The sequence below is a fragment of the Streptomyces spiroverticillatus genome (assembly GCA_014650415.1).
Taxonomy (GTDB): Bacteria; Actinomycetota; Actinomycetes; order Streptomycetales; family Streptomycetaceae; genus Streptomyces; species Streptomyces spiroverticillatus.
Map to the genome: position 1 here is coordinate 339,491 of BMUX01000003.1, position 24,356 is coordinate 363,846.

23 protein-coding genes are annotated in these 24,356 nt (G+C 71.7%); 12 read left to right on the plus strand and 11 right to left on the minus strand.

The annotated features are described in order from the left end of the window. Positions 1-762, plus strand: a complete 762-nt coding sequence (locus IE269_RS09690) for an ANTAR domain-containing response regulator (RefSeq protein ID WP_189822412.1) — start codon at positions 1-3, stop codon at positions 760-762. 4 nt (positions 763-766) lie between these two features. Here the strand turns inward: IE269_RS09690 and IE269_RS09695 are convergent, their stop codons facing one another. Next, entirely contained in the window at positions 767-979 is a 213-nt protein-coding gene (locus IE269_RS09695; RefSeq protein WP_189822413.1) for a hypothetical protein, read from the minus strand. Between the two features lie 64 nt (positions 980-1,043). Beyond that, positions 1,044-1,229: a hypothetical protein gene (locus IE269_RS09700; protein WP_229897518.1), complete on the minus strand. Its 186-nt coding sequence runs from the start codon at positions 1,227-1,229 to the stop codon at positions 1,044-1,046. Between the two features lie 525 nt (positions 1,230-1,754). Here IE269_RS09700 and IE269_RS09705 point away from each other — a divergent pair. Genes IE269_RS09705 through IE269_RS09715 form a run of 3 tightly spaced genes read left to right on the plus strand, consistent with a single transcriptional unit; the run spans position 1,755 to position 3,954 of the window. Continuing rightward, positions 1,755-2,867 (plus strand): LLM class flavin-dependent oxidoreductase, encoded by a 1,113-nt coding sequence (locus tag IE269_RS09705; RefSeq protein WP_189822414.1) that lies wholly within the window; start codon positions 1,755-1,757, stop codon positions 2,865-2,867. After that, a complete protein-coding gene (locus IE269_RS09710) occupies positions 2,864-3,472 on the plus strand; it encodes an FMN reductase (protein ID WP_189822415.1) in 609 nt (202 codons plus the stop codon). The genes IE269_RS09705 and IE269_RS09710 overlap by 4 nt, the downstream gene beginning before the upstream one ends. Before the next feature lie 59 nt (positions 3,473-3,531). After that, positions 3,532-3,954 carry a universal stress protein gene (locus IE269_RS09715; protein WP_189822416.1) on the plus strand — a complete coding sequence of 141 codons (423 nt, stop codon included), beginning with the start codon at positions 3,532-3,534 and terminating at the stop codon, positions 3,952-3,954. Between the two features lie 45 nt (positions 3,955-3,999). Here IE269_RS09715 and IE269_RS09720 read toward each other — a convergent pair whose 3' ends face one another. The 3 genes from IE269_RS09720 to IE269_RS09730 all read right to left on the minus strand — a co-directional run bounded on the left by IE269_RS09720 (position 4,000) and on the right by IE269_RS09730 (position 6,601). After that, a complete protein-coding gene (locus tag IE269_RS09720; protein ID WP_189822417.1) occupies positions 4,000-4,875 on the minus strand; it encodes an ABC transporter permease in 876 nt (291 codons plus the stop codon). Beyond that, positions 4,872-5,891: an ATP-binding cassette domain-containing protein gene (locus tag IE269_RS09725; RefSeq protein ID WP_189822755.1), complete on the minus strand. Its 1,020-nt coding sequence runs from the start codon at positions 5,889-5,891 to the stop codon at positions 4,872-4,874. Before IE269_RS09725 ends, IE269_RS09720 begins: the two co-directional genes overlap by 4 nt. A gap of 290 nt (positions 5,892-6,181) precedes the next feature. Continuing rightward, positions 6,182-6,601, minus strand: a complete 420-nt coding sequence (locus IE269_RS09730) for a hypothetical protein (protein ID WP_189822418.1) — start codon at positions 6,599-6,601, stop codon at positions 6,182-6,184. 166 nt (positions 6,602-6,767) lie between these two features. Here IE269_RS09730 and IE269_RS09735 point away from each other — a divergent pair, with 166 nt between their 5' ends. The 4 genes from IE269_RS09735 to IE269_RS09750 all read left to right on the plus strand — a co-directional run bounded on the left by IE269_RS09735 (position 6,768) and on the right by IE269_RS09750 (position 10,484). Then, complete coding sequence (locus tag IE269_RS09735) at positions 6,768-7,673, plus strand: hypothetical protein (RefSeq protein WP_189822419.1); 906 nt, start codon at positions 6,768-6,770, stop codon at positions 7,671-7,673. 5 nt (positions 7,674-7,678) lie between these two features. After that, a complete protein-coding gene (locus IE269_RS09740; RefSeq protein ID WP_189822420.1) occupies positions 7,679-8,224 on the plus strand; it encodes a hypothetical protein in 546 nt (181 codons plus the stop codon). A 133-nt stretch (positions 8,225-8,357) separates the two neighbouring features. Beyond that, entirely contained in the window at positions 8,358-8,660 is a 303-nt protein-coding gene (locus tag IE269_RS09745; RefSeq protein WP_189822421.1) for a DUF2630 family protein, read from the plus strand. Between the two features lie 147 nt (positions 8,661-8,807). Continuing rightward, on the plus strand, positions 8,808-10,484 hold the full coding sequence (locus IE269_RS09750; protein ID WP_189822422.1) for an alpha/beta fold hydrolase: 1,677 nt from the start codon (positions 8,808-8,810) through the stop codon (positions 10,482-10,484). 32 nt (positions 10,485-10,516) lie between these two features. On the opposite strand, the gene IE269_RS09755 is transcribed toward IE269_RS09750, so the two are convergent. Both IE269_RS09755 and IE269_RS09760 read right to left on the minus strand, forming a co-directional pair. Next, the gene (locus IE269_RS09755) at positions 10,517-12,610 is read right to left on the minus strand and encodes a PhoX family protein (RefSeq protein ID WP_189822423.1); all 2,094 of its coding nucleotides are present in this window, start codon (positions 12,608-12,610) and stop codon (positions 10,517-10,519) included. Between the two features lie 717 nt (positions 12,611-13,327). Then, positions 13,328-14,875 carry an MFS transporter gene (locus IE269_RS09760; protein WP_189822424.1) on the minus strand — a complete coding sequence of 516 codons (1,548 nt, stop codon included), beginning with the start codon at positions 14,873-14,875 and terminating at the stop codon, positions 13,328-13,330. A 197-nt stretch (positions 14,876-15,072) separates the two neighbouring features. Between IE269_RS09760 and IE269_RS09765 the strand changes: the two genes are divergently transcribed. Next, on the plus strand, positions 15,073-15,843 hold the full coding sequence (locus IE269_RS09765) for a TetR/AcrR family transcriptional regulator C-terminal domain-containing protein (RefSeq protein ID WP_189822425.1): 771 nt from the start codon (positions 15,073-15,075) through the stop codon (positions 15,841-15,843). 110 nt (positions 15,844-15,953) lie between these two features. Here the strand turns inward: IE269_RS09765 and IE269_RS09770 are convergent, their stop codons facing one another. Beyond that, positions 15,954-16,373, minus strand: coding sequence for a DUF6344 domain-containing protein (locus IE269_RS09770; protein ID WP_189822779.1), 420 nt, complete (start codon positions 16,371-16,373; stop codon positions 15,954-15,956). A gap of 318 nt (positions 16,374-16,691) precedes the next feature. Between IE269_RS09770 and IE269_RS09775 the strand changes: the two genes are divergently transcribed. From IE269_RS09775 to IE269_RS09785, 3 genes are all read left to right on the plus strand, one after another. Continuing rightward, positions 16,692-18,356 carry a VWA domain-containing protein gene (locus IE269_RS09775; RefSeq protein ID WP_189822426.1) on the plus strand — a complete coding sequence of 555 codons (1,665 nt, stop codon included), beginning with the start codon at positions 16,692-16,694 and terminating at the stop codon, positions 18,354-18,356. A 70-nt stretch (positions 18,357-18,426) separates the two neighbouring features. Next, a complete protein-coding gene (metG, locus tag IE269_RS09780; RefSeq protein ID WP_189822427.1) occupies positions 18,427-20,037 on the plus strand; it encodes a methionine--tRNA ligase in 1,611 nt (536 codons plus the stop codon). 173 nt (positions 20,038-20,210) lie between these two features. Beyond that, positions 20,211-22,046: a serine/threonine-protein kinase gene (locus IE269_RS09785; protein WP_189822428.1), complete on the plus strand. Its 1,836-nt coding sequence runs from the start codon at positions 20,211-20,213 to the stop codon at positions 22,044-22,046. A 3-nt stretch (positions 22,047-22,049) separates the two neighbouring features. Here IE269_RS09785 and IE269_RS09790 read toward each other — a convergent pair whose 3' ends face one another. Genes IE269_RS09790 through IE269_RS09800 form a run of 3 tightly spaced genes read right to left on the minus strand, consistent with a single transcriptional unit; the run spans position 22,050 to position 24,245 of the window. Further along, complete coding sequence (locus IE269_RS09790) at positions 22,050-22,826, minus strand: L,D-transpeptidase family protein (protein WP_229897519.1); 777 nt, start codon at positions 22,824-22,826, stop codon at positions 22,050-22,052. Beyond that, entirely contained in the window at positions 22,823-23,740 is a 918-nt protein-coding gene (locus IE269_RS09795) for a hypothetical protein (RefSeq protein ID WP_189822429.1), read from the minus strand. The genes IE269_RS09790 and IE269_RS09795 overlap by 4 nt, the downstream gene beginning before the upstream one ends. Then, complete coding sequence (locus IE269_RS09800) at positions 23,733-24,245, minus strand: SigE family RNA polymerase sigma factor (RefSeq protein ID WP_189822430.1); 513 nt, start codon at positions 24,243-24,245, stop codon at positions 23,733-23,735. Before IE269_RS09800 ends, IE269_RS09795 begins: the two co-directional genes overlap by 8 nt. Positions 24,246-24,356 lie beyond the last annotated feature (111 nt).

Below are 24,356 nucleotides of genomic sequence, written 5' to 3' on the forward strand. Positions count from 1 at the left end.
ATGAACCCGGAACGCGAACTTTCGCTGGCGGACGCGTTCGTCGAGCTGGCGGACACTCTCGTCGACGAGTTCGATGTGATCGACTTCCTGCAGCAACTGTCCGTGCGGTGCGCGCAGTTGCTGGACGTGTCGGCGGCCGCGGTACTGCTGGCCCCCGACGGCGAACCGCTGCGGCCGGTGGCCCCCTTCGACCCGGGAAGCGCGCTCGCCGAACTCCTCGACGCCGCCGCGGACGCCGGACCCGCGCTCGACTGCCACCTCGGGGGTGCGCCGCCCGACGCTCCGGGCGCGCCCGGTGATCCCGATGCACCCGACGTGACGCGCGTCGACCTGCTCGGCCAAGGTCCGGACCGGTGGGGCGAGTTCGTGCCGCTCGCCCGGCGGGCCGGGTACACCTGGGCGAGCGCACTGCCGATGCGGCTGCGCGGGGAGCGGCTGGGCTGCCTGCTGCTCCTGCGCACCGACCCTGCCCCGCCGTCCTCGACGGACGTACGCCTCGGGCAGGCGCTCGCCGACGCCGCCACGATCGGCCTCGTACACGAACAGACCCTGCGCGCCCACCGCGCCACCGGCGCGCAGCTGCGCGGTGCGCTGCACAGCCGGATCGTCATCGAGCAGGCGAAGGGGATTCTGGCGGCGCGGCTGGGGATGGGCGTCGACGAGGCGTTCGCGGTGCTGCGCAGGCATGCGCGGAGCAACAGCAGGCGGCTGACGGAGGTGGCCCGTCAGGTCATCGACGAGGGTCTGGTCCCGGCGGCCTGATTACCTAGTTGAAGCGGCGCAGATGCTCCTCCGTCGGCCGGAAGCGTTTGGAGCAGTTGCCGCACCACCAGCGCCAGTGGTGTTCGTCGTTCTCGCGGATCTCGGCCCGGGTGTCCTTCCAGAGCAGCCCCTGGCGGCAGTTGGGGCAGGTGGGCGGGATCGGCGGCGGGGAGGGGACGCTGCCGCGCTCTGCTGTCGTGCTGATACGTGTGGACATCCCGGCAGAGTGCACCTCTGCGGCGTGGCGTGGGGCGATTTCGTGAAGCCGTCACCCCTTCGGGTCAGGAGGGGCCGAGATCGGCGCCGAGCCAGTGCTCGGGGTGCATTCGGAGGGTGACGAGGCCGCCTCGGGCGAGGGACTTCTCGACGTAGGCGGGGACGGCTTCGGGTGCCAGGTAGCGGGCGGCGATGGCTTCGAGCTCGGCGGCGGTGGTCTCGCGGAGCGGCGCGATCGGCCCCCCGTTCACCAGGCCGCGCGGCCGAGCGCTTTAGGTGAAGGGGCGGGGCTGGGGCCTCTTTGGCCGAGCTGGGCGGGGCTGAAGGCATCCGGGGCCTGGGCCCCCTCGCCGGGGCCGGAAGGCGCGGCCCCGCCCCGCTGGGGCAAGGGATCCCCAACCCCACCCCTTCACCTAAACCCGCGGGGCAATGGGCGGTTCCGTGCGGGTGAGTGGGTGGTTGCTCGCGCAGTTCCCCGCGCCCCTGAAGGGGCGCTCGCTCACGTCGCGGAGAGGGCCTCCGTCAGGGGGAGCCCGGCGGCACGGACCGAGGGGTAGACGCCCGCGATCACGCCGACCAGGACGGCCGGAACGGCGGGCGTGACGAGCGAGGTGGGGCGGGGGCGACGTTCGTACGGGACTTTCCGGCGGCCGTACGGGACTTCCCGGCGTACGGAACCGATGCGGGGCCCCGGGAATAGATCGCGGGGGCCGCCCGTTCTTGGGTTTGTTCAACTTTCAACAGACTCTCGACAGGCGGGTGCCTCGATGAACGCGATGCAGTTCGGAATCTTCACGGTCGGCGACGTCACGCCGGACCCGACCACGGGCCGGACCCCGACCGAGCACGAGCGCATCAAGGCGATGGTGGCGATCGCGCAGAAGGCCGAGGAGGTGGGCCTCGATGTCTTCGCGACCGGCGAGCACCACAACCCGCCCTTCGTGCCGTCCTCCCCCACCACCATGCTCGGCTACATCGCCGCCCGCACCGAGCGCCTCATCCTCTCCACCTCCACCACCCTCATCACCACCAACGACCCGGTGAAGATCGCCGAGGACTACGCGATGCTCCAGCACCTGGCCGACGGGCGCGTCGACCTGATGATGGGCCGCGGCAACACGGGCCCGGTCTACCCGTGGTTCGGCAAGGACATCCGCCAGGGCATCCCGCTCGCGGTCGAGAACTACGCGCTGCTCCACGAGCTGTGGCGCAAGGAGGTCGTGAACTGGGAGGGCAAGTTCCGTACGCCGCTCCAGTCCTTCACCTCCACGCCCCGCCCGCTGGACGGCGTCCCGCCGTTCGTCTGGCACGGCTCGATCCGCTCCCCGGAGATCGCCGAGCAGGCCGCCTACTACGGCGACGGCTTCTTCGCGAACAACATCTTCTGGCCGAAGGACCACTTCCGGAAGCTGATCAACCTCTACCGCGAGCGTTACGCGCACTACGGCCACGGCACCCCCGACCAGGCCATGGTCGGCCTCGGCGGCCAGCTCTTCCTGCACAAGAACTCGCAGGAGGCCGTGCGGCGCTTCCGCCCCTACTTCGACAACGCCCCGGTCTACGGTCACGGCCCCTCCCTCGAGGACTTCACCTCGCAGACCCCGCTCACCGTCGGCTCCCCGCAGGAAGCCATCGAGAAGACCCTCACCTTCCGCGAGAGCTTCGGCGACTACCAGCGCCAGCTCTTCCTGATGGACCACGCGGGCCTGCCGCTGAAGACGGTCCTGGAACAGCTCGACATCCTCGGCGAGGAAGTCGTCCCGGTCCTGCGCGCCGAATTCGCCAAGAACCGCCCGGCGAACGTCCCGGACGCCCCGACCCACGCGGCACGGGTGGCCCAGGCCCTCGCCGACTCCGACTCCGCCCCCAAGGAGGCCAACGCGTCATGACCCAGCACCTCGTCGTCGTCTCGGCGGGCCTGAGCGTGCCCTCCTCGACCCGCCTCCTCGCGGACCGCCTGACGGAAGCGGTCCGCGCCGAACTCCCGTCCGCCACGGTCGAGTTCATCGAACTCCGCGAACTCGCCACGGCCATCGCGAACCACCTGGTCACGGGCTTCCCGAACGAGCCCCTGCACAAGGCCATCGAGTCCGTCTCCTCGGCGGACGGCCTCATAGCAGTCACCCCCGTCTTCGCGGCCTCCTACAGCGGCCTGTTCAAGTCCTTCTTCGACCTGATCGACCCGGACGCGCTGACCGGCACCCCGACCCTCATCGCGGCGACCGGCGGCACCCCCCGCCACTCCCTCGCCCTCGACCACGCGATCCGCCCCCTCTTCTCCTACCTCCACGCCCTGACGGTCCCCACCTCCGTCTTCGCGGCCTCCGAGGACTGGGGCGGCGAGGGCGACGCGTTCACGGCCCACCTGCCGGGCCGGATCAAGCGGGCGGCCTCGGAGCTGGCCGCCCAGATGCGGACCGCCGGCCCGCGCACCACGCCCGCCGACGACCTGACCCCCTTCGCCCAGCAGCTCTCGGACCTGCGCTTCGACTGACCGAATCGACCGTTTCACGTAGATTGTCCGGAAAGAACTGATCCCGGAAGGACGCCACCATGGCAGAAGGCAAGATCGTCGTCGGCGTGGACGGCTCGGACCAGTCCGTGCGCGCCCTGCACTGGGCCGCCCGCCAGGCCGGCCTCACCGGCGCGGAACTGGTCGCGGTGACGGCCTGGGAGTACCCCGTCTGGGGCGGCCTGACCCCGGAGACCGCCACGTACGACCCGGAACGCGAGGCGGCGAAGGTCCTCACGGAAACGGTCGAACGGGCTCTGGGCGCGGAGGCCGCCACCCAGGTCACCCACAAGACCCACAAGGGCAACGCCGCCGAGGCCCTCCTCAAGCAGGCCGAGTCCGCCGCCCACCTGGTGGTGGGCGCCCGCGGCTACAGCGGCCTGAAGGCCACGGTCCTGGGGTCGGTCTCGCTGCATGTGGTCCAGCATTCGCCGGTGCCGGTGACGGTGGTGCGGGGGGAGTAGACGGCCGCACCCCTTCCCGGCCCCGGGAGCCCGGGGCCGGGAAGGTCACTTGCGGTTGTAGAGGCGCATGGTGGCCGCCCCGAACACCACCAGAAAGAGCGCCGCCCACCCCAGGGACCACGCGATGTCCGCCCCCGGCCAATGACCCGCCATCAACTCCCGTACCGCCGTGGCCACATGGGACACCGGGCTGTTGTTGACGAAGGCCTGGAGCCAGCCCGGCATCGTCTTCGGGTCGACGAAGACGTTGGAGAGGAAGGTGAGGGGGAAGATCACCATCATGCTCACGCCCATCACCGACTTCTCGGAGCGCAGCATCAGCCCGAACATGGTCCAGATCCAGGAGAAGGCGAAGGAGAAGACCATCAGCAGGGCCACCCCGGCGAGCACGCCGAGGATTCCACCGGCCGGGCGGTAGCCGATGATCAGGCCGACGACCAGGATCACCACCGAGGCGATCAGATAGCGGACGATGTCACCCAGCAGATAGCCGACCATCGGAGCCGGACGCCACATCGGGAGCGTACGGAAACGGTCGAAGACGCCCTTGGTGATGTCCGTGTTGATGGCCACCCCGGTGTACATCGTGATCATGACGATGGACATGACCAGGACGCCGGGCAGGAGGAACTGGATGTACGAGGAGACCGACCCCGCCAGCGCCCCGCCGAAGAGGTAGGCGTACATCAGGACCATCATGATCGGGAACGCCGTGACATCGAAGAGCTGCTCCGGCACGTGCTTGATCTTCAGCATGGCGCGCCAGCCGAAGGTCAGGGAGGACGTGAGGGCGCTGGGACGCGGCGGGCGGTCCTTGGCGACCAGGAGGGCGGCCAGTTCGTCGGCATTGGGCGCTTTGACGAGGGCGTCGAGATCTTCGACGGTGCCCTTCACCGTCCCGGTGTCGGTGTCGGTGGTCATGCCGTCGCCCCCTTCTTGTCCGTGAGGGCCATGAAGACCTCGTCCAGGCTGGGCTGCCCGAGGGCGAAGCTGTCGACCGTGATGCCCGAGCGGGCGAGGGCCGCGAGGGCGCGGGCGGCCTGTTCGGCGGCGCCCTGGTCGGTGTCGCTCCCGTCGACGGTGGCCGTCAATGCAACGGGATCCGGATCAAGTTGGACGTTCGCCTTCATCGACTCGGCGAGGATGCGTTCCGCCTCCTGGCGCTGCTCAGGATCCCGCAGCCGCAGATGTACGGAGCCGGAACCGACGGAGGCCTTCAGCTCGCCCTTGGTGCCCTCGGCGATCACGCGGCCGTGGTCGATGACGGCGATCCGGGAGGCCAACTGGTCTGCCTCGTCCAGGTATTGGGTGGTGAGGAGGACGGTGGTGCCCTGCGCGACGACCGCCCGGACGATGTCCCAGACCTGATTGCGGCTGCGCGGGTCGAGGCCCGTCGTCGGCTCGTCCAGGAAGAGCAGGTCGGGCGTGTTGAGGATGGACGCGGCGATGTCGATACGGCGGCGCATTCCGCCGGAGTAGTTCTTGACCTGTTTCGCGGCGGCCGCCGTGAGGCCGAAGGCTTCCAGCAACTGGGCTGCGCGGGCACGGGAGTTGGACTTGGAGTGGCCGAGGAGGCGGGCGAGGAGGATCAGGTTCTCGGTGCCGGTGAGGTCCTCGTCCACGGACGCGTACTGGCCGGTGAGGCTGACCCGGGAACGTACCGCGTCCGCCTCCCTCACCACGTCCTTGCCGAAGACATGGGCCGTGCCGCCGTCGGGGCGCAGGAGGGTCGCGAGCATCTTCACGGCCGTGGTCTTGCCCGCGCCGTTCGGGCCCAGGACCCCGTAGACGGTGCCTGCGGGGACGGCGAGGTCGATTCCGTCGACGGCGCGGTTGTCGCCGAAGACCTTGACGAGGTCGTGGGTGCGGATGGCGAGGTCGGCGTCCGCAAGCGGGGGGCCCGGTCGGGAGGCGTCTGTTCCTGTGACGGAGGGGATCAACTTCCTTGCTCCTTCAGCCGGTTCAGCTGGTTCAGCCGGTTCAGACTGGTGTTCTACGGCACCGGGAGCCGAACCGCACGCAATGCCGCCAATTCGACCGTACCCGAACGGAGTTGTGCGCCTCCCCGCATTTTTCTGCGCGCGGTTGTCGCAGTCGCGGGCCGGATGCGTCGGTCCGTCCCGCGTGGATGCGTCGGTCCGTCCCGCGAGGATGCGTCGGTCCGTCCCGCGAGGATGCGTCAGTCCGTCAGCGCGTGGATGCGTCAGTCCGTCCGCGCGTGGATGCGTCAGTCCGTCCGCGCGTAGAAGTAGTAGTACGCGGAGACCCCGATCCCCGCCCCCACCGCCAGCCCCAGCCCCGCCGAGCTCAGCACGCTGCCGTCGCCCCTGCTGGACAGGAAGCCCATCGCCACCCCCGTCAGCACGCCGAAGCCCACCGCCCGCAGCGCGGGCGAGCCCGCCCGCAGCGCCGTCCAGACGCCTGCGAACAGGGCGGCGAAGAGGATGCCGCAGAGCAGGCCGAGCCACACGTTGCCCGCCGTCAGCTCGCCGCCCCTGCGGTCGACCAGGCCGACGTACAGGCCGTAGATCAGGCCGAGGGTGGCGGAGAGGCCGCCGATGATGCGCGGGGTGGCGGTGCTCCGGGTCACTCCGACCGCGCGGCCGTAGCCCGCGTTCCGTACAGGTACCGCTGCGTGTGCTCCCATGACAGCTCCGTCCGTCAGACGATTCGGCCCCCGGGTTCGCAAGTTCGCCCCACCAGGTCACACCCGGTCGGCGGAGGCAGCAAGTGGATCAAGGTCCCGAACGCCGGTCACCACTACGGCGGCGCTCCGCTCGCGCGGCCGTACGGGCCCCGCTTGGCTGGGACGCATGCTGCTGCGCCGCCTGCTCCCCGCCGCCCTGCTCGCCCTCGTGGCGCTGCTCGTGCCGCTCGGCGCGGTCGCCATGTGGGCGGACGTCGAGGTCGAGGACACCGGGCGGTACGTCTCCACCATGGCCCCACTGGCCGAGGACCCCGACGTACAGAAGGCCGTCTCCACCCGCCTGACCAGCGAAATCATGAAGCAGGTCGATCTCGGCCCGCTCCAGAACGGTGCCGAGCGGCTGATCGGCGAGGCCGCCCGTTCCTTCACCGGCACCCCGCCCTTCCAGAAGGCCTGGAACACCGTCAACCGCGTCACCCACGACGCCTTCCGTGACGCGCTCGACGCCCCGCAGGGCAGCGGCGACCGGGTCGTGCTCGACCTCGCGCCCGTCACGGAGGAGCTGAAGCAGCAGCTCAAGGACGACGGGGTGCCCTTCGCGGGCCGCATCCCGGTCGTCCACACGGATCTGACCCTGGTCGAGACGGACCAGCTCGACACCTGGCGGTCGGCGTACGCCTTCCTGGAGTCGGCCGCGTGGTGGGCGCCGGTGGCGGCGGTGCTGCTGGTGGCGGGAGCGGTCGTCGTGTCCGTACGAGGAAGGAGGCTGCCGGCCGTCGCGATGGCCGGGGGTGCCTTTGTCCTCGGGGCGCTGATCCTGGCCCTCGCCCTCGCGGTGGTGCACAACCTGGCCCTCTCCCACCTGCCCGAGGACGTCAGCCGGACAGCCGGCGAGGCGGTCTACTCGACGCTGACCGGGAGCCTGCGGGCGGCGGCGTGGTGGCTGGGCCTGGGCGGGCTCGCGGTCGCGCTCGCGGCGGGCGGCGGGTGGTGGCTGCGGGGGAGACGGGTGAATTCCGGCACCCCTTCGGACCAGCCGGCTCGCGAGGACGCGGCGGCGCACGCAAGGTGACCGGCATGAAGATCACCCGCGCCGCAGGCGCCGCAGTCCTGGCCTCCGTACTCGCTTTCGGCGTCTCCGCCTGCGGGGACGACACGAAGTCGGCGGGGGACGCCGTGTCCGACGCCACGAAGAAGGCCGGGGACGTCGCCGCCTCGGCCACCGCGAAGGCCGGGGACGTCGCCGCGTCCGCCACCGCGAAGGCCGGGGAGGCGGCGGACAAGGCCAAGGAGGCGTACGCGTCGGCCTCCGCCTCGGCCGAGGAGAAGTTCAAGGAGGTCAAGGACGGCGCCGACGCCAAGGACGAGGTGAAGGTCGGCGCGGTCAAGGAGGACGGCGACCGCAGCACGGCGGAGGTGACCGCCACCAACAAGGAGACCAAGGCGCAGACCTACCTCGTCCAGGTCAACTTCCGCGACAGCGGCGGCAATCTGCTGGACGCGGTCGTCGTCAACGTCAAGGACGTGGCGGCGGGCAAGGACGGCACGGCCGTGGCCAAGAGCAACCGGGCCCTCGGCGGCGAGGTCAAGGCGGACATCGGCAAGGCCGTGCGGCACGGCTGACGGGTGTTCGGGGAGGGGGCGACGCCCCCTCGGCCCCCCGCCCCCTCCCCGTACCGCCACGACTCGCGCCCCCGCCGCCTCTCCGCCAGGCTGAACACAGCACCCCCCGACCCTGACGGAGGAGCCCCCGCCCATGACCACGCCCAGCACCCCCGACAGCTCCAACAACCCCGCCAGCCCCGACAACCCCGAGCTCCTCAGCAGCATCGACCGCCTCGTCGCCGAAGAGCACGAACTCCGCGAACGCGCCGCCTCCAAGGGCGGCCACCCCGGCGGCCTCTCCGAGGCCGACCGCAGCCGCCTCGCCGCCGTCGAAGTGCAGCTCGACCAGTGCTGGGACCTGCTGCGACGCCGCCGCGCCCGCTCCGAATACGGCGAGGACCCCACCACGGAAAAGGCCCGTCCCGCGAACGAGGTCGAGGGCTACCTCAACTGACGCTCGGGCCCCTCCCGGCCCTCCGCCCAAGTTCACGACCCTGTCACGGTCCGCGCACCTGGTTCTCACTCGATCACCCGTTCGTGGCACCATTTGCTGCGTTCCGGGCGCTCATGGCCCCTGCCCGGCGAAGGGACCGGGTGCGCAGTGCGATCACGAACAGAGGCAGACGCGAGCAGCCCGAAGAGCCGCGCGCGCAGCGGCAGGAGCGGCGACAGGAGCGGCGACAGAAGCGTCGGCAGGAGCAGGATCAGCCGAAAGGCGCAGGTCCGCGCCGCCCTCGTCCTCGCCGCCGCCCTCGCGCTCACCTCCTGCGGCGGGCCCGAGCAGCCCCAGGACTCCGCCACCGCCAACCTCGCGCGGCCCGACGTCCCCGCCCCCGAAGCGCGTTGGGACGACTGCCCCGTCACCGGGCAGCCCACCCGCGAGTGCACCACCCTCAAGGTGCCGATCGACGCGGCCAAGCCGGGCGGCGGGAAGATCGACCTCGCCGTCTCGCGCATCCCGGCCACCGACCGCAAGCGCCGCGTCGGCGTGCTGGTGATGGACTCGGGCGGCCTCGGCCTCCAGGGCCTCTACACCGCCGCCAACGCCCTCCCGCCGCACGTGCGCGCCCTGTTCGACATCGTCGGCTTCGACCGGCGCGGCACCGGCCGCTCCACCCCCGTCGACTGCGGCCCCGCCCCGGCCCCGATCGCCTCGCTGGGCACCGCCAAGAAGCTCCCCGGGACCCCCGAGGACACGGCCCCCATCGCCGAGGCGTCCAAGACGTACATCGCCAACTGTCAGGCGAAATACGGCCAGTTGCTCGCCCACCTGGGCACCGCCGACGTCACCGCCGACCTGGAGTCCATCCGGCTCGCCCTGCACGAGGACAAGCTGAACCTCCTGCTCCACTCGTACGGGACGCTGCTCGGCCAGGACTACCTGGCCGCGCACCCCACCCGGGTGCGTGCCGCCGTACTGGACTCGACGTACGACCCCAACCGCACCGGCACCGAGCACGCCGTCGACGCGGCGAAGAGCCCGGAGGCGGTGAGCAGCACGCAGGACCTCTCCAAGTCCACGCCGTACGCGGCCCGTCTGCGCGCCTACACGGCGGGCTTCCGCGCCTGGTGCAGCGCGGCCGGCCCGGCGGAGTGCGCGCTCTCGCCCGACCCGCAGAAGCTCCTCGACCAGGTCGCCCGCAAGGCCCCCAACCTCCAGCAGGCCGCGTACGCCGTCATGGCCGACCCGGCGGACTGGCCCGGCTTCTCGCGCGCCGTCGACCTCGCGCTCGACGGCACCAAGGACCCCGAGCACCCCGCCTACTCGGAACTGCGCAGGTACGCCGAGAAGGGCTTCCCCCAGGACGTCGCGGACGCCGACAGGGCGACACCCGCCTCCTACGCGCTCACCCTCGCCAACCACTGCAACGACTTCGCCTGGCCCCGCGACACCAAGGCCCTCCTCGACGGAATCACGAAGTCCGCGAAGGCGGGCGGCAAGCCGGACGCCGCTCCGGCCCTCGCCGCCGCCTACGCCCCGTGCGCCCAGTGGCCGCAGAGCCCCACCGGCACCCTGGGCCCCCTGACCCTCAAGAAGCTCCCGCCGGCCAAGCTCAAGGCCACCCCGCGCCCCCTTCTCGTCAACACGGAACGCGACCCCCGCACCCCGATGCTGAACGCCTGGCACGTGGGCACCCGCTATCCCGCCGCACTCCTCCGCGTCGGCGGCACCACCCACAACATGACCCTCAAGGGCAACCCCTGTGTCACCGGCCACCTCCTGAACACCCTGGTCACGGGCGTGCCCCCGAAGAACGCGAAGTGCCCGGCGGTGTGAGGGCCGCCGGGCGCTCCGCGTAGGAGTGGGTGTCACACGCCGATGTCGCGGCCGTCCTTGCGCCAGACGGAGACGACCGCCGGGCGGACCATCTTGCCGGGGCCGTCGGGCCAGGCGGAGAGGGGGTTTTCGACGGTGGCGCCGTCGAGCTCGCCCGGGTGCTGGACCGCGACCAGGACGCGGCTGTCCTGGATGAGCGGGCCGCAGGTCTCCGCGCCCTTGGGGACGGTGAGGAACTGCTTCAGCTCGCCGCGCCGCTCGCCCGCCGTCGCGACGCCGAACAGGCCGTCGTGGGAGCCGAGTTGGTTGCCGTCCGTGGAGATCCAGAGGTTTCCGTGGGCGTCGAAGGCGACGTTGTCCGGGCAGGAGATCGGCGAGACCTTGTCCTTCGGGAAGCCCGCGAAGTAGGTGGCGGGGTCCTTCGGGTCGCCCGCGACCAGGAAGAGACGCCAGGCGAAGGTGGTGGCCGTGGGGTCGTTGCGGCGCTCGGCGAGTTCGAGGATCTGGCCGTGCTTGTTGAGGTTGCGCGGGTTGGCCTCGTCCGCACCCGGCTTGCCGGGCTTGCCGCGGTCGGTGTTGTTGGTGAGGGCGACGTAGACGCGGCCCGTGCGCGGGGACGGCTCGACGTCCTCGGGGCGGTCCATCTTCGTCGCGCCGACCTTGTCGCCCGCGAGGCGCGTGAAGACGTACACCTCTTCGGCGGTCATGCCCGGGACGTGCGACTTCGTGCCGGTGGCCAGCGGGATCCAGGTGCCGGAGCCGTCGAACTCGCCGTCGCTGGGGTGCTTGCCGGTGCCGTCGATCTCGGCCGCCGGGCTGTCGCCGGTGAGCTTGGCGACGTACAGCGTGCCCTCGTCGAGGAGGGTGAGGTTGTGCTCCCGGGCGGCGCGGGAATTGCCCTTGCGCATCCGCTTCGACGACACGAACTTGTAGAGGTAGTCGAAGCGCTCGTCGTCGCCCATGTAGACGACCGGGCGGCCGTCGTCGGTCAGGCGCGGCTGCGCGGCCTCGTGCTTGAAGCGGCCCAGCGCGGTCCGCTTGCGCGGGGTCGAGTCCGGGTCGTACGGGTCCAGCTCCACGACCCAGCCGTGCCGGTGGGACTCCTGGGGCTCCTGCGCGATGTCGAAGCGCTTGTCGAACCGCTCCCACTTGCGCTCGGACGCGCCCTTCTGGAGGCCGTAGCGCTTGTCGGTGGGGCTCTTGTCGTGGTCGGCGTTGGCGAAGTACCCGTTGAAGTTCTCCTCGCCGTGGAGCGTGGTGCCCCACGGGGTGGTGCCGCCCGCGCAGTTGGCGAAGGTGCCGAAGACCTTGGTGCCGGTCGGGTCGGCGGACGTACGGAGGTACTTGGATCCGGCGGCCGGGCCGGTGAGCCTCATCGGGGTGTTGACGGTGATACGGCGGTTGAGGTGGTGGCGGGGAACGGCGGTGAGCCCGGCATTCCGGCGGTTCTCCTCGACCACGACGACACCCAGGCCGTGCGCGGCCCACGCGATCTCGACCTGCTCGCGGGTGGGGTTCTGCGGGTCGTAGCCGCGGAACATGAGGTTCTCGTCCGTGTACTCGTGGTTGGCGACCAGGAGTTGACGCTCGCGGCTGCCGAACTCGCCCCGCAGGGGGAGCAGGGAGAGGAAGTCGTTGTTGTAGCCGAACTGGCCGGCCTGGGCCTTCGCGGTCTGGTTCTCCGGGTCGAAGGCGGGGGCGCCGCGCAGGATCGGGTCGCCCCACTTGATGACCACGTTCTGCTCGTAGCCCTCGGGGATGGTGACCTTGTCGTCCTTGTTCGGGGCGACGGGGGTGAAGCGGAGGCCCTTGGCGGCCTTGGGCTTGCCGTTTCCGTGGCCGTGGCCGCCTCCGGGGCGGTGGCCCGCCGCGGGGGCCGCGACCGCCTCGGGGGCGGTGCCGACCGCGAGCGCGCCACCCGCCGTCGCGGCGACGGTGACGACGGCTGCGGCGCGCATCATCGAGCGGCGGGAGAGCGTGCCCGCGATGATGTCGCCGACGTACTCGTTGTCGCTGGTGTTCGGGACTTCCTGGAAGCAGGCGTCACCGCAGCGGTAACGGCACGTCAGGGCGGAACGTCCGCCTGCGTGCGGCGACGGGTTGAGCAGCGGCAGCAGGTTGCGCACGGGTCGGGTCCCCTCCGGGTCATCAGTGCGTACGGGTTTGTGCGTACGAATCCGGGGGTTCGGCCCGGTCACGGCGGTGACACTAGGGGGCGTGGGGGGTGTGCGGGGGGCCCACGGGGTGAACGCCGGGTGAAGTCCAACCAACCGGTCCACGCCTGGCGCGGGACTGCGTCCCACTCCGCCCCCTTGAACATCGGGGCCACCCCCCTTCCCCTCTTGGGCACCGGGCCCGCCCCCTCCCCTTTGGACGGCGTACCGCCCCCTTCCCCTTCTCCCTCGCCCCCTTGGGCGGCGGGGCCGCCCGTCTCCTCCCTCTTCCCCCTCGCCCCCTTGGGCGGCGGGGCCGCCCCCTCCCTCCCCTCGCCGCCTTGGGCGGCGGGGCCGCCCCCCGGGGGCGGGACGGGCGGGCAAGGGGGCGGCCCGCCCGATCCGGGCCCGCCCCGGTACCGGCCCCTGCCCGCACCTTGCACGCCGGGTGCGCTCGGCCCAGGCCCTCGGGGCGCCTCCCGGCACCGGGCACGTGAAGCCCCGGCCCGCTGGGCCAAGGAGGCCCCAGCCCCGCCCCTTCACCTAAACCCGCGGGGCAAGGGGACCCGGTTCCGTGCGGGAGCGTCGTGGCTGGTCGCGCAGTTCCCCGCGCCCCTAAAGGGCGCGCCAAAGGGCCCGGCCCCCGGACCGGTGTGCGGTCCGAGGGGCGGGCCCGGGAGGGCGGGAGGGTCAGGAGGCCGTGGTCAGGAGGGACTGGTCCGGGGTCGGGGCTGCAGCCGACGGAGCCGGGGCCGGCTTCGGGTCGCGCATCATCAGGAAGGCGACCGCCGCCGCAACCAGGACGCCCGCCGCGCTCAGCAGGAACGTCGTCCCGACCCCGGAGGTGAAGGCGTCCCGCGCCGTCTGGGCCAGCCCCGAGTCCCCCATCGCCAGCGCCTCCCCGATCGAGTGCTTCGCCGCAGCAGGCGCCGACTCCGGCATGGCCGCCGCGTACCCGGTGGTGAGGATGGACCCCAGGGCCGCGACCCCCAGCGCCGCCCCCGCCTGCTGGATCGTGTCGTTCAGCGCCGACCCGACCCCCGCGTGCTCCGCCGGAATGGCCCCCATCAGCGCGGTGATCGCCGCCGGCATCGCCAGCCCGGCACCCGCGCCGACCGCCACCATCGCCGCCGCCAGCATCAGGAAGCTGTCGCCCTGGTCGACCGTACCCAGGAGCACGAACCCGCCCGCCAGGACCAGCAGGCCGATCGCCGCCATCGCCCGGTTGCCGATCTTCTGGCCGAGCGTCGCACCGAGCCCGTTGAAGGCGAGCGCCGCCACCGCCATCGGGATGAAGGCCGAACCCGCCTCGGTCGGCGAGTACCCGAGCACGAACTGCACGTACTGCGTGACGACCAGCAGCATTCCGCCGTTGCCGACCTGCACCAGGGTGAGGGAGAGGCTGCCGCCCGCGAAGTTGCGGTCACGGAAGAGCCGCAGCGGCACCATCGGCTCGTCGACCTTCAGCTCCCAGGCGACGAAGGCGCCGAGCCCGACCACCGCGACGATCAGCGAGACGACGGTGCCGGCGTTCGAGAGCCCGCCCTTGGGCAGTTCGTTGATCGTCCAGATCAGTGCCACCATGCCGATCACCGAGAGGAGCGCCCCGACCGGGTCCGCCTTCTTCCACGCGCCCTTCGACTCCGGCATCAGGAACAGCGCGGCGAGGATCGCGACGACCGCCACCGGCACGTTGATCAGGAACACCGCGCCCCACGAGAAGTGCGTCACCAGCGCGCCGCCCATTACCGGACCGCCGATCAGACCCAGCATCGAGACCGAGCCCCACACCGCCATCGCCTTGCGCAGTTCGTCCGCATCGAAGACGGTCATCAGGATGGAGAGCGTGCTCGGCATGATCAGCGCGCCGCCGATGCCCATCACCGTGCGTGCGGCGATGAGTTGGCCCGGGTCGGACGCGAACGCCCCTGCCAGCGAGGCGAGTCCGAAGAGCGCCAGTCCCAGGACCATCACTTTCCGCCTGCCGAAGCGGTCCGAGAGGCTGCCGGAGGTCAGGAGCAGTCCGGCGAAGACCAGGATGTAACTCTCCATCACCCACTGGATGTTCTGCGGCGTCGCCCCCAAGTCCTCGGTCAGGGCCGGGACTGCGACCGTCAGCGCCATGTTGTCGATGACCAGCACCAGCGTGGCCAGGCACAGCACCATCAGGATGATCCAGCGTCGCGGATTGCGTGCCACCGAACCGGCTTCCTGTGCCGCCGACTTGAGCGTTTCCATCTCCAACCTCCGTTGTCCGAAGCCCAATTGCGGGGCGCTGAGTACGCCGTTCTCTCGTTGCGAACACTGTACGCACGGCGCACGGTGTACGCAAGAGGCAAACAGCGTGCGCTACGGTGGATCGCAGAAGCAGAAGCAGAAGCAGAAGCAGACGCCCGCGAGACAGGGGCAGACCGAGACAGAGGGAGGGCCCGAACATGGCGGCGTCCGAGAAAACGGCCAGGTCAGCAGCGCAGCCCGTCGCATCCGTGTGGACGCGCCCGCGCCCCAAGCAGCGCGAGCAGCTCAGCCGGGAGCAGATCGTCGCGGAGGCGGTACTGCTGCTGGACGCCGACGGCATCGAGTCCTTGAGCATGCGAAAGCTCGGCACCCGTCTGGGCGCCGGCGCGACATCCCTCTACCGGCATGTCGCCAACAAGGACGAACTCATCGAGCTGGTCGTGGACGAGATCTATGGAGAACTCGAAGTCCCGGCGGTCACCGGGGAGTTGAACTGGCGCGAGGCCGCGGTCCGCAGCGCGTACAGCGTGCGCGCGATGGCGATCCGCCACCCGTGGATGGCCTCGGTACTGGGCCAGGTGGGCCTTGTCCACCTGGGGCCGAACGTGCTGCGCATGACGGAGCGACTGGCCGACATCATCGCGACGGCGGGGTTCGCCGCCGAGGAGGCCGATCTCGCCCTCAGCGCGGTCTTCTCGTACGTCATCGGGTACGCGACCAGCGAGGCCGCGCAGTTGTCGTTGATCGCACGCAGTGGCATGACGGAGGAGGAGTGGATCGCGAGCCTGACCGGCGTCGCCGCTGCCGCCACGGAGGAACTTCCGCGACTGCGGGAGGGACACGACAACTACCGGGGAAAGACCGCGGAGCAGATCCGGGGCGAGAAGTTCGACTACGGGCTCCAACGCGTCCTGGACGGACTGGAGTTCCGGCTCGGCACCCTCTCGACCGGTGGCGCTGCGAAGTAGTTCGCCCGGTCACGGTACGGCTCGGGGGGACTGGGGCAGGGCTGGGGGTTCTGCGGTACGACTCGGATGCGGCGGTACGTGTGCCGGGCGGGCCGGGAACGTACCGCACCTCACGCAGCGGCGACGTACGCCTTGGCGGCGGCGTCGCTCTCGCCCTGCGACGTGGCCTTCACCGACGCGTCGTCCGGCAGGATGCGGCCCAGGCCGGCCAGTCCGTCGAGGGCGTCCAGGGCCGGGACCTTGCGGGCCGACGGGGAGCCGCCGTGCGCCTCGGCGCCGATCCGCTGCTTCATCGTCGGCGGCACGGAGCGCGTCGGCACGTCCGCCCTCCAACGGGTCGCCGTCGGTGCTTCGACCGACGCCGTCCCGGCCGGGGTGTCCGCGCGCTCGGCAGCGGGGGCGGCCGGCTGCGGGGCGTCGGAGGAGCGGTCGCTCGGGGCGGCGGCGGAGGCGGACGCCGGGGCGGCGAAGCCCAGCATCGCGAGGAGCGCGACAATCGCGCTGATCAGTGCGGTCCACATCGTCTTCATGGCACGGCTCCTTGAGGGTGCGTCAGTCTGCTTGCGGGCATGAGGAGTACGCGTTCCGGGATGTCCGGTTTTCGTACTTTCCTCATGATGCGGAGGACGCACAGGAACGCACGGACCGCCACCCCGATTCGCAGTTCTTCGGACAAACGCCACCCATGCGGCGCAATCATGGGCCCGGAAGTCCCTGCCCGCCCCGGCCCCGGCCACTGCTCCACCCGTGCAAAAGCGGCCGCTAACCTTACGTGTCACCCCTGGTCAGGGATCAATCCCTCCAGTACGGACATACAACGCACCCAACTCACTCGAAAGGCCTCGCCCATGGGCATTCGGAGCTTGCTGCGCAAGGTGTTTGGCGGTCGGACGGAACAGGTCGACGAGACCTCGACGGCGGCGGCGCCGTCCCTCCCGGCCCAGACCGAGCGCACGGAGCCGGCCGAAGCCGGGGCGAACGAGCCCTCCGGCCAGGTGAGTTCGGCCCCGTCCCGGGCCACCGCCTCCTCTTCCCTGGCCGCGGACCTGGTCGCCGAAGCCTTCGACAACCCGAAGCGCACGGCCCCGCCGAAGCCGCCGATCGAGTCCGCACGGGAGGAGGCCCCCGCCCCGGAGGCCACACCTGTCCGGGACGAGGCACCTGCCCCGGCCCCCGAGCCCGTACGGGAGACGTCCCCCGAGCCGACGCGGGAAGCGGACCCCACCCCGGAGGCCGAGCCCGAGCCGACACGGGAAGCGGACTCCTCTGCGGAGGCCGAGCCCGTACCGGCCGAGACTCCGGCCCCGCAGGCCGAGTCCGTACCGGAAGCCACTCCCGTACCGGAGCAGAAGCCGGAACCGGAACCGGAGCCCGAACCGGAGCCCACCCCCGCCGTCCCGGCCCAGTCCGCCCCGAAAGACCTCCCGGCACCCACCGCCACCACCGCCGAGGGCCGCCTCCCCGCCCAGACCGACCGCGACACCGCCCCGGAGTCCACCACCCCGGAGCCCACGGCCGACACCGACACGGACCCCGAGGCCGCATCCGCTCCCGCCGAGCCCGAGGCCGCCGCCTCCGCCGAGCCCGAGCCCGAGGCCGAGGCCGAGGCCGAGGCCGACCCCACCCCCGAGGCCGAGCCCATCGCTGCCGCCCCCGAGGCCCCGGCCCCCGAGCCCGCCGCCGAGGCCCCGGCCCAGATCGAGTCCGAGCCCGCCACCGAGGCCCCCGCCCCGGCCGAGTCCGAGCCCGCCGCCGAGGCCCCCGCCCCGGCCGCCGAGCCCGAGCCCTCCGCCGAAGCCGCCCCCACCGCGCCCCGCGAGGACCGCGAGGACCGCGAGGACCGCGAAGCCCTCACCCCCGCCCAGCTCAAGAAGCTCAAGGTCCCCCACCGCGCCGCCGCCACCGCCCTCAAGAAGGCCGAGGTCCCGGAGGCCGCACGGGCCAAGGTGTACCTCGTCCTCGACCGCTCCGGATCCATGCGCCCGTACTACAAGGACGGCAGCGCCCAGAAGCTCGGCGAGCAGGCCCTCGCGCTGGCGGTCCACCTCGACCCCGGGGCCACCCCCACCGTCCCCGTCGTCTTCTTCTCCACCGACATCGACGGCACCGGCGAGCTCACCCCCGAGGCCATCGACGGCCAGGTCGACGCCCTGCACGCCGACCTCGGCCACATGGGCCGCACCAGCTACCACCGCGCGATCGAAGAGGTCGTCGACCACTACGAGAAGCACTCCACCAGCTACGACGGCCCCGCCCTCGTGATCTTCCAGACGGACGGCGCCCCGGAGGCGAAGACCGCCGCCACCGCCGCCCTCGCCGAGGCCGCCCGGCTGCCGCTGTTCTGGCAGTTCGTGGCGTTCGGCGACACCGAGGCCAAGGGCTTCGACTACCTCCGCAAGCTGGACGCCGAGAACGCCGCGTTCTTCCACGCGGGCCCGGCCCCCGCCGACCTCACCGACGCGGCCCTGTTCAAGGGCGTACTCGGGGGCTCGGCGGAATGGCTCAAGCGCTGACGGACGCACCCCTGGCGCCCTCACCTATATGCAGGTGAGGGCGCCTCCTCGTACCACTTAAGATTTCCGCATGGCGGCCACTGGAATCGAGAAGCAGGAGTCGGCGGCGTACTACGTCACGACCCCCATTTACTACGTCAACGACGCTCCTCACCTGGGCCACGCCTACACGACCGTCGCAGGCGACGTGCTCACGCGCTGGCACCGTCAGCGCGGCGAGAAGGTGTGGTACCTCACCGGCACGGACGAGCACGGTCAGAAGATCATGCGCACGGCCGAGGCGAACGGCGTCTCCCCCCAGGAGTGGTGCGACAAGCTCGTCACCGAAGCCTGGAAGCCCCTCTGGGAGCACCTGAACATCGCGAACGACGACTTCATCCGCACCACGGAGAAGCGTCACACCGACCGTGTGCAGGAGTTCGTCCAGGATCTCTTCGACAAGGACGAGATCTACAAGGGCGGCTACGAGGGCCCGTACTGCGTGGGCTGCGAGGAGTACAAGCTCCCCGGGGACCTCATCGAGGCGGAGGACGGGACGAAGCTCTGTCCCATCCACAAGAAGCCCGTGGAGATCCTCAAGGAGGAGAACTACTTCTTCAAGCTGAGCGAGTACGGCCCGAAGCTGCTGGAGTTCTACGAGGCCAACCCGGGCTTCATCCAGCCGGAGTCCGCGCGCAACGAGGTCGTGAACTTCGTCAAGCAGGGGCTCCAGGACCTGTCGATCTCCCGCTCGACCTTCGACTGGGGCGTCCCGGTCCCGTGGGACGACAAGCACGTCATCTACGTGTGGGTCGACGCGCTCCTGAACTACGCGACGGCTGCGGGCTACGGCTCCAACCAGGAGAAGTTCGACGAGACCTTCCCCGCGAACATCCACCTCGTCGGCAAGGACATCCTGCGCTTCCACGCGGTGATCTGGCCCGCGATGCTGATGGCGCAGGGCCTCCCGCTCCCCGGCAAGGTCGTCGCGAACGGCTGGCTGATGGTCGGCGGCGAGAAAATGTCGAAGTCCAACCTGACCGGCATCAAGCCGCAGGACCTGACCTCGCACTTCGGCGTGGACGCGTACCGCTGGTACTTCCTGCGCGCGATCACCTTCGGCAGCGACGGGTCCTTCTCCTGGGAGGACTTCTCCGCCCGGTACACCTCCGAGCTGGCCAACGACTACGGCAACCTCGCCTCCCGCGTGGCCGCCATGATCGGCAAGTACTTCGGCGGCACGCTGCCCGAGGCGACGGCTTCCGGCGACGCCGAGAAGGCCGTGCAGGAGGGCCTCGCGAAGGCCGTCGCCGAGGCCGACCGGCTGATCGGCGAGGAGCAGGACTTCCAGGGCGGCATCCTGGCGATCTTCGACTTCGTGAAGCAGGTCAACGGCTACATCACGGAGCAGGAACCGTGGAAGGTCGCCAAGGACGACTCGGAGGAGGGACGGGCGCGGCTCGCGACCATCCTCTACACCTCCGCCGAGTCGCTGCGCGCCATGGCCGTCCTGCTGAACTCCGTCATGCCGGAGACCTCCCAGAAGCTGTGGGACTCGCTGGGTGCGGAGGCCGCCGGTCTGGGTGCGCTCGCCGACCAGAAGGTCCAGGACGCCGGCGACTGGGGTCAGCTGCCGGTCGGCGCGACGGTGACGAAGGGCGCGGTGCTGTTCCCGCGCCTGGAGGAGAAGCCCGCCGCGTAGGCGTTCGTACGGTGTGAAGGGCCCGGGGTCGTGACGATCCCGGGCCCTTCGTCGTACGTACGGACATGTCGGGCGCCCCCAACCGGCCCTGCCCGTACCCGACTTGATGCATCTGGCAGACTTCCTGGGGCCGAGCACCGGCGCATCGGCGAACACCGTGGGGGGCAGCGCACATGTGGGGTCGGGGGACCGTGCTCGGCGGCCGGTACACGCTGGGCGAACGCATCGGCGGCGGCGCGATGGGGGAGGTCTGGCGGGCCGAGGACGGGGTGCTGGAGCGCTCCGTCGCGGTGAAGATCCTGCTGCCGAAGCTCCTGGAGGACCCGCAGTTCGCGGCCCGCTTCCGGCGCGAGGCGAAGCTGCTGGCCTCGCTGGCGCACCCGGGGATCGTCGACGTCCACGACTATGGCGAGCAGTCCGGGGACGGCGAGGGCGGCGACCGGATCGCGTACATCGTCATGGAGCTCATCGACGGGCGGCCGCTGGACGAGGTCCGCGAGGACGACGGACCGATGCCCGCCGAGCGCGCGCTCGCTCTGGTCGCGCAGGCCCTGGACGCCCTGCACACCGCCCACCGGGGCGGCATCGTGCACCGCGACCTGAAGCCCTCGAACCTGATGCTGAGCGGCGACGGCCGCATCACCGTCACCGACTTCGGCATCGCCCACAGCAAGGCCGCGTCCCGGCTGACCGCGTCGCACTCGGTGCTGGGCACGGCCCTGTACATCGCGCCGGAGCAGGCGGAGGGCATCGCGGTCGTCCCGGCCTCCGACCTCTACTCGCTGGGCGTCGTGACGTACGAGTTGCTCACCGGGGAGCCGCCGTTCAACGGGGAAACGGTCCTGGAGATCGTCCTCAAGCACATCCGGGAGCCCGCGCCCGCGCTGCCGGACTCCTTTCCTGCTCCGGTACGGGACTTCGTCGCGCGGGCGCTCGCGAAGACGCCGGAGGAGCGGTACGCGGACGCGGCGGTGATGGCGGCGGCGGCGCGGGCGGCGGTACGGGGCTCGGGGGCGGCTCGTCCAGAGGGCTCGGCGGGGGAGGGGGCTCCGGTTGCGGCGCCCAAGGTCCCGGAAGCCCCGGAGGTCCCTGCGGTGCGTCCGGTCGCGCCCCCCGTGCCCGCCCCCGCCCCCGTCCTCGTATCGGGGCCGACCGCCCCCGTCCCCGTACCGCAGCCGTGGTGGCGGCGGCTGCCGAAGCCGGTGGTCGTCGTGGTGCCCGTCGTCGTGTCGGCGGCAACCGTGCTCACGATCGTCCTCACGCCGAACGTCAGGGACGAGGCCCGGGGCGCACCCCGTCCGACCGCCTCCGTCCCCGCAGGTCAGATACCCGGTGCGCAGGTGCCGGCGTCGCCCCGTGGCACTGCGTCCCCCACCGGCAAGCCCGCCGCCGACAAGCCCGCGAAGGGCGACGACAAGGCCAAGGGCGCCACCGCGTCCGGCGGCGACAAGGACAAGCCGGCTTCCGGGGACGGCGGCAAGGGCACGGACTCCGGCAAGGGCAACGGCGGCGGCACGGACCCCGGCAAGGGTTCCGGAACCGGCGGCGACTCCAAACCCCCGCCCTCCGGCCCCGGCAAGCCCGACAACTGCGGCGGCGACTCCTGGGGCGCGATCGTCAACGTCGGCAGCGGCCGGAAGATGGGCCTGGCCGGGACCGACACCGGTGGCTACGGCGGCAAGGTGGTCTCGGGCGGAAACACGCAGTTCGGGTGGGTGCCCGGCGGCAGCCAGTTCTCCGAGTTCCACGCCTGCAACATGGCGGGCAGCGCCATTGCCCTCAAGTCGGCCCCTGCGTACAACGAGAAGGTGGGCGTCGTCCTCGCCCCGGCGGACAATTACGCCGGGTACATCACCGGCTGGCGGACCACCGCCGGGGCCGGTGGCGCGGTCCAGATCAACTACTACGTCGGCGACGGCTGCGTCACCGACGTCGGCGCGGGCCGCCAGCTGACCGTCGACCCCTGCACCCCGGGCAACAAGCACCAGCTGTGGCGGCTGCCCGGCTAGCCCTCACCTGGCCAGATCGCCCTGCGGCCCCATCACCACCACCGGCTTCTTCGCCGGGTCCAGGGTGCGCAGCAGCTCCCGCATCACCTCGCGCTTGAGGGCGACGCAGCCCTGTGTGGGGGTGGTGTGCTCGACGTGCAGCCAGATCCCGCCGCCCCTCTGCGCGCCCAGCGGGCGGCCCCAGTCGAGGGGGTTGCGGCCCTCGTAGCGGTTGTAGTTGATCGCGACGACGTAGTCGAAGGAGCCCCGCAGGGACTGGCCGGAGTCGTCGGTGCGGTCGATCGTGTAGCCGCGCCCCCTGTCGTACGGGAGCTTCGTGCCGGGGTCGGGCAGCAGCCCGCCCGCGTCCGTGAGGCCGTACACGCCGATCGGCGTGCGCAGGTCGCCCTGGACGTGGTGCTCGGTCCAGCCGCGTCTCGCGTTCTGCGCTCTCCAGGTCGCCCCGGCCTTCCAGCCCTCGCCGGTCTTCTCGTACAGGACCGCCTCGGCGTCGGAGGAGTCCCGGTCCCGGCCGGTGACGACGAGCGCCTGCCGGGTGTCGGGGCCGATCCCGCCGCGCGTACGGGGGCCGAGGCCCGGCAGTTCGGCGGTGGGCGCGGCGTCGGTGCGCGCGCTCTGCGGGGTCGGGGCGGACTTCCCGGCGGAACCGCCCGCGGCGTCGTGCAGGGGGGCCGCCTCCCGCCCGGCCTGCGGCTTCGCGTCCTGCCCGCAGGCGGTGAGCACCGGGAACAGCGCCAGGGCGGCTGCCGCGCACACTCCGGTCCGTATGCGTGTCTTCACTTCGTCGTGCCCTTCGTCTGCTGCGGGTGTCCGGTGTGCGAGTCGTCCGGGTCGTTTCCCGGGGTGCCCGTTTTTTGGAAGGTGATCCCCTTGAGGATCGAACCGGCCTCCGCGAGCCGCTGCGGAGAGGGACCCCGGAGGCAGGCCCGCGCCTCCAGGTAGCCGTCCCGGCCGTCCTGGCTGTCCTGGCCGTCCCCGCCGTCCCGGCCTGACGTGCCGCCGGACGCCCCCGAGGACTTCGGCCGCCCCGTCGCGTACCAGACGACCAGCTCACGGGTGCCCTCCATGACCCGGCAGGACCCGGCGACGCGCTCGCCCCGCAGGTCCTGCACGCTGCCCGGGGACACGTTCCTGCCCTCCCGCTCCAGGGCGTCCCGCAGCCGCAGCGAGACGAGCACGCCACCGGCCGGCAGGTCCCTGTCCGGTGCGCAGCGCCCGGTGGCGCCCGCGTCGCACGCCTCCCCGTCCGGGAGCGCCGTCCCCGGTGGCCCGGCGAAGGCGAGTGCCGGTGGGCCCTGTACCACCGAGGTCCGCCAGCTCCGGGGCGTACGGAGCAGCAGGCCGGCCAGCGAGGGCGCCTTCAGCTCCTCCGTCAGGCCCACCTTCGGGACGTCCGGCGGTGACCAGTCCGTCGATGCGGGCTGCGGGACGATGCCCCGGCTCGCCGCCGGAAGCGAGGGCTCCAGGACCGGCCCGTCCTGCGCGGGGCCCGGCACCAGGCTCGCGGCGACCGCAATGCCCGCCAGGGTGAGGGCTGCCGCCCCTGCCGTACGCCGCTGTCTGCGCCGTACGACCTTCGCGCGGACCCGTTCCATCCGGTCCACCGGTGCTGTGGGCCGGGGGGTGCCCCGCTCCAGCAGCTCTCGGAGCTCTCGTAGCTCTTGGGCCGCCGCCTCGTCGCCGTACTCAGTCATGACACTCCTCCCGCACCGGCAGGGCCGCCCGCAGTGTGCGCAGGGCCTTCGCGGACTGGCTCTTGACCGTGCCGGCCGTGCAGCCGAGCACCTCCGCCGTCTCCTCCACGCCCAGGTCCTCGAAGAAGCGCAGCACGACCACGGCCCGCTGCCGGGCCGGCAGCGCCCGTACGGCGGCGCCGAGCAGCTCCTCCAGGTCCACGCCCGCGTACGCGTCCGGGGCCGCCCGCAGGTCCGGGACCTCGCCGTGCGGCAGCTCGCCGCGCCAGCGCCGCCGCCACCAGGAGCTGTGCGTGGTGACCAGCGTCCTGCGCAGATACGCCTCGGGGTGCTCGTCCCTGATCCGGTGCCACTTGGGCCACACCTTGGCGAGCGCGGTCTGCACCAGGTCCTCGGCGAGGTGCGCGTCGCCGGTCAGCAGCCAGGCCATGCGCAGCAGCCGGGGCCCGGTGGCGGCGACGAACTCCTCGAATCCGTCGTCGCGCGTGCCGCCGCTGGCCTGCATCGCCGTACTCCTGTCGCTCTCCGGGACCGTCCACACCCGGGGAACGCGCTGGGGGTCCGATCGGGTTGCCCCGGAAAGGAAGAAGGGCCCGGGAACCTTTCGGTTCCCGGG

Coding starts and splice junctions, on each gene's coding strand:
- IE269_RS09740 (WP_189822420.1), top strand. CDS start 7,679: ATGAAGATCACCCGCGCCGCAGGCGCCGCAGTCCTGGCCTCCGTACTC.
- IE269_RS09695 (WP_189822413.1), bottom strand. CDS start 979: ATGTCCACACGTATCAGCACGACAGCAGAGCGCGGCAGCGTCCCCTCC.
- IE269_RS09800 (WP_189822430.1), bottom strand. CDS start 24,245: ATGCAGGCCAGCGGCGGCACGCGCGACGACGGATTCGAGGAGTTCGTC.
- IE269_RS09720 (WP_189822417.1), bottom strand. CDS start 4,875: ATGACCACCGACACCGACACCGGGACGGTGAAGGGCACCGTCGAAGAT.
- IE269_RS09730 (WP_189822418.1), bottom strand. CDS start 6,601: ATGGGAGCACACGCAGCGGTACCTGTACGGAACGCGGGCTACGGCCGC.
- IE269_RS09705 (WP_189822414.1), top strand. CDS start 1,755: ATGCAGTTCGGAATCTTCACGGTCGGCGACGTCACGCCGGACCCGACC.
- IE269_RS09795 (WP_189822429.1), bottom strand. CDS start 23,740: ATGACTGAGTACGGCGACGAGGCGGCGGCCCAAGAGCTACGAGAGCTC.
- IE269_RS09785 (WP_189822428.1), top strand. CDS start 20,211: ATGTGGGGTCGGGGGACCGTGCTCGGCGGCCGGTACACGCTGGGCGAA.
- IE269_RS09765 (WP_189822425.1), top strand. CDS start 15,073: ATGGCGGCGTCCGAGAAAACGGCCAGGTCAGCAGCGCAGCCCGTCGCA.
- IE269_RS09770 (WP_189822779.1), bottom strand. CDS start 16,373: ATGAAGACGATGTGGACCGCACTGATCAGCGCGATTGTCGCGCTCCTC.
- IE269_RS09775 (WP_189822426.1), top strand. CDS start 16,692: ATGGGCATTCGGAGCTTGCTGCGCAAGGTGTTTGGCGGTCGGACGGAA.
- IE269_RS09760 (WP_189822424.1), bottom strand. CDS start 14,875: ATGGAAACGCTCAAGTCGGCGGCACAGGAAGCCGGTTCGGTGGCACGC.
- IE269_RS09735 (WP_189822419.1), top strand. CDS start 6,768: ATGCTGCTGCGCCGCCTGCTCCCCGCCGCCCTGCTCGCCCTCGTGGCG.
- IE269_RS09710 (WP_189822415.1), top strand. CDS start 2,864: ATGACCCAGCACCTCGTCGTCGTCTCGGCGGGCCTGAGCGTGCCCTCC.
- IE269_RS09715 (WP_189822416.1), top strand. CDS start 3,532: ATGGCAGAAGGCAAGATCGTCGTCGGCGTGGACGGCTCGGACCAGTCC.
- IE269_RS09745 (WP_189822421.1), top strand. CDS start 8,358: ATGACCACGCCCAGCACCCCCGACAGCTCCAACAACCCCGCCAGCCCC.
- IE269_RS09690 (WP_189822412.1), top strand. CDS start 1: ATGAACCCGGAACGCGAACTTTCGCTGGCGGACGCGTTCGTCGAGCTG.
- metG (WP_189822427.1), top strand. CDS start 18,427: ATGGCGGCCACTGGAATCGAGAAGCAGGAGTCGGCGGCGTACTACGTC.